Here is a 3,785-nt window from a genome sequence, read left to right as displayed (position 1 = left end):
TTTGAAACGAGGGTGGTGCAGGACGACGCCGTTCAGCAGTGCTACCGCGTCTCACCGGGGCCGGACTTCATGCTGGTGGTGCATGTGGCCGACATGCCGCGCTACCTGGCGCTGGCGCAGCGGCTTTTTACCAGCGATGCAAATGTGCGCAACGTGAAGGCTTTTTTCAGCACCAAACGCGCAAAATTTGAACCAAAAGTACTTCTAGGCCAATAGGAATCTGCGCGAGGTGCTATCAAAACAATAGCAATACGACTTCAGGTAGTGGCGGTATAAAACTTATTGACCGGGCTCCACAGCCTGCCGGGTTTGCCTGAGCAGCACCCACGCCATCAACCCCAGCGCCAGCGCGCCCGCCAGCAAGACGCCCCACAACACCAGGCTGCGTGTCGGCATGCCCTGACTGGGTGGTTGCGCCGCCACCAGCGAGCCGGCCGCACCGGCGCTGCCACCGGTGATGTCTGCTTTGGACACATCGGCCTGGGCGACGGGCAAGGAGTTTTCCTGTTGCGCCTTGTAGCCGGGAATCAGGCTGGCCATGGGCAGAAAAGCGCCTGCTGCCCCCGTTGCGCTGGCCAGGCCCGCAGCCAGGGTGAAAGGGCCCTGCCCGCTGGCCAGAAAGATGAGCTGTGCCGGTTCGAACTGCAGGACGATTTCAGGCGCGGCGGCAAACCCCGGCGTTTTGAGGTCGGCTTCGATCTTCATTTCGCGCACCGATGAGCCCTGCAATTCGACCGGGCCRCTGGTTTGTTCCTTGCCCGCGGTTGTCATCCGGTAGACCACGGCGCTGGCCAGCAACGCCCACGGCTGGTTGCGGTCGTTGCGGCCCAGCACACGGATGGGCACCAGCACATTGCTGCCTTGCGGCGTGATCTTTAAAGCGGCAACAGGCGTGGCAAAGGGCAACGCAAAAGTCAGCTCATGGGGATTCGTCAGCACCGGCGCGGCCATAGTGGCGCCCACGCGCTGGCGCAGGGCCGTGCTACGGGACGTGACCAGCGTGGCGCCGCGCAGGGTGACGGCGGCGTCGCCCCAGGTGATGCGCAGGTAGTGGTCTTTCAGGTCCGCCATGGCAAGCGCCAGGCTGTTGTCGCCCAGGCTCGCGGCCTTGACAGAAGCATCGGCGCGATACAGCACGGTGTCGGCCAGGGGCCGCCAGTTCTTCAGATCCTTGCTGGCCTGCACATTAAAGCTCACGGGCTGGCCGACCGGCAGGTCGGCGTCCAGCGTCAGGCGGGCTGCCGGCGCATTGACGCTGCGCGTGTCGAGCAGCGCGCCCAGCACCTTTTGCGATGAAGCCGCGCCCGCGGTGTCTGCCGCGCTGCCCGTGTTGAGCTGCACCACGCGCCGGCCCTGCCGCTCTTCAATGCGCAGCGACAGACCCTCCAGACCGGCAGCGCCTGCGGCACCCAGGATGGGATACGCCGTGAGCTTGACCTGCTGCTCCTGCGTAGCCGTTTCCGCGGCGACGTTGGCCAGCGCCATGGGCACCGGCTGACCCGCCGCATTGAAGAGGCGTATGTCGCCATAACCGGCGCTTTGCAGCCGCACCAGGGCTTCGGCCGGCACCACCAGCCGCTGCAACGGCGCATCAGGCGCCAGCGTCACAGGTATGCGAACAGCATACGATTTGGCGCTGCCGGCATCCGCGGCGTCGGCGGCCWGCRCCAGCARCGGGGCTGCCAGCGCGGTGGAGAGCGCCAGGGTTAAAAAGCGTTGGTTGATTTTCATGACTGGGTTACCTTCTGGTCGCCCGCATCTTCGGGCAAAACATCTTGCGCAGTGGCGGTGGCGGCGGCCTTGGGCGGCAGCGGCGCAAAGTAGCCCACCACCAGCATCAGCACCCCCACCACGATGAACGCGATGATGCGCTCCGCCCCGCCGGCGTTCGACAAGTCAATCAACAGCAGCTTGACGACCACCAGGCCCAGCAGGCCAGCGCCCACCAGCCACAGCGGCCGCTGCACGCGCCGGTGCGCCAGCACCATCAAGCTCAAGGCCAGCAGTGTCCACAGAATCGCATAGCCGGTTTGCACCACGAAGCTGCCGAACAGCGCGTCGGCATCCCAGCGCACGCCGAAGAAATGGTGGGCGATGCGCAGCCACACGGTATTGACGGCGACAAACACCAGCAAGGCCAAAGCCACCAGTGCATTGCGGCCCGTCACCCAGCCCGCATTGCCCGGCGGCGGCGCGGCCGTCACCAGCACGCGGCGCCAGAACACCAGGGCGCCCAACGCGAGCGCAAGCGTCAGGTCGGTCGGATTGAGCAGCGGGATGTAAGGCAGCGGTGCGGTGTGGCCCGACGAGTGAACCGCAGCCACCAGCGTGCCCCAGAACACCAGCACCGCAAGCGGCAAGGCGGCATACCAGTAGTAAGCCTGGGCATGCGGATTGAGGGGCCACCTGGCGCCCTGTCGCAGGGCCGCGCTGTTGACACGCCCTGCCCACACCGCCAGCAGCATCAGCACCGCGATGGCGCTGACCAGCAGGACCACGCCGGCCCACGAAGTGCGCCAGAGCTCGGCCTTGCYGATACCCGACCACAGGCAGTCCGCAAGCAGGAAGGTCACCAACCACGCGCTTGCCGCATGCAAAAAACCATAGGGCGACCGGGCCTCCATTCCCGCTGGCGAAGACAGGGCCAGCGCCTGCTTGTCAGACTGCCGCAGCATCCAGTAATGCAGCACCAGCACCGCCGGCCACACGGCCCACGCCGGCGTGGCGAGCACGCGGTAGCCTTGACCGGCCTGCGCCACATAACCCAGCGCCAGCACGCCCACGGTGATGCGCGCCGGCCAGGTCGCCACCGCCCACTGTTTCTTCAGGCCCAGCAGCATCGACAAGGCCGCGCTGGCCACCACTGCCAGCATCATCAGCAGGCCGGTGGTGCGGTCGCTAAAGGCCTGTTGAGGAAAGGCATCTGCTTCCAGCGCCGGCACACGGCGGTTGATTTCCAGCAACCAGGCCAGGCACCAGAAGAAAAAACCGTAGAGGTAAACAGGAACGCTGAGCTGCGACTCCACGCCGGCATAGGCCTTGGCCCACGAAGACTCGCTGTGCGGCAGGGGCCGGCGCAGCCACCACGCCAGCTGCAGCGCCGGCAGCGCGATCAGCATGGCGCCGATAAAGGCCGGGTTGCCGAACGGAATGGCCGAGACAGGGTTACCCAGTGCGCCTGCGTCATCAAGCCCGCCCAAAAATGCCATGGCGGCCACGCCCTGCAGCAGCAGGCCGAAAGCGCGCGGCATCCAGCGCGCCTGCCGCATGCCGACCCAGAACGCGCCCGCACCTTCGAGTGCCCAGACAGCCGACGTCCACTTCGCGTCAAGCGCCAGCGGCACCGCCAGCGTGGCAAAACCCACACCCACTGCAATAAAGCATTCAATCAGCAAGCGGTAGCTGGACAGCGCCCGGCGTACCAGCACCATCGCCGTCACCAGGTACAGCGCGGCAAAGCCCAGCGCCGAAAAGGCCGTGCCCAGTTCCATGGTGCGCACCAGCCCGGCCTGAAGGCCGAAGCCCACCAGCGGCGTGCCGAACACCAGCATGGTGTCGACGGCGTTGCCGAGCTTCGTGGGCGTGTTGCGCGCATAGAGGATGGCGGCGAAAAGATAGATCAGTACAAAGCCGATGAGGAAAGGCTGGGTGCTGGCGTAGTGCTCTGGCGTGTACTTGAGAACACCCCAGGCAGTGGCCACGCCGAAGGTGGCGATAAAACCCACCACGTTCAGGATGCGCCACGAACGTTTGTAGGCAATGAACAAAATGGCCAGGTTCAGCAC

3 protein-coding genes are annotated in these 3,785 nt (G+C 65.6%); 1 reads left to right on the top strand and 2 read right to left on the bottom strand.

Annotation, left to right across the window (positions count from 1 at the left end; genetic code table 11):
• Positions 1–216 (top strand): Lrp/AsnC ligand binding domain-containing protein (locus AC1D1P_RS17220; protein WP_477673811.1); only part of this gene is annotated, 216 nt, incomplete at its 5' end.
• A gap of 63 nt (positions 217–279) precedes the next feature.
• On the opposite strand, the gene AC1D1P_RS17215 is transcribed toward AC1D1P_RS17220, so the two are convergent.
• Both AC1D1P_RS17215 and AC1D1P_RS17210 read right to left on the bottom strand, forming a co-directional pair.
• On the bottom strand, positions 280–1,731 hold the full coding sequence (locus tag AC1D1P_RS17215; protein WP_477673810.1) for a DUF3999 domain-containing protein: 1,452 nt from the start codon (positions 1,729–1,731) through the stop codon (positions 280–282).
• On the bottom strand, positions 1,728–3,785 hold a 2,058-nt coding region (locus AC1D1P_RS17210), incomplete at its 5' end, for a DUF2339 domain-containing protein (protein WP_477673809.1). The genes AC1D1P_RS17210 and AC1D1P_RS17215, both read right to left, overlap by 4 nt.

It is taken from the genome of Polaromonas sp. P1_E1_2, from assembly GCF_056406035.1.
This window is presented reverse-complemented; position numbering and strand designations above follow the sequence as displayed.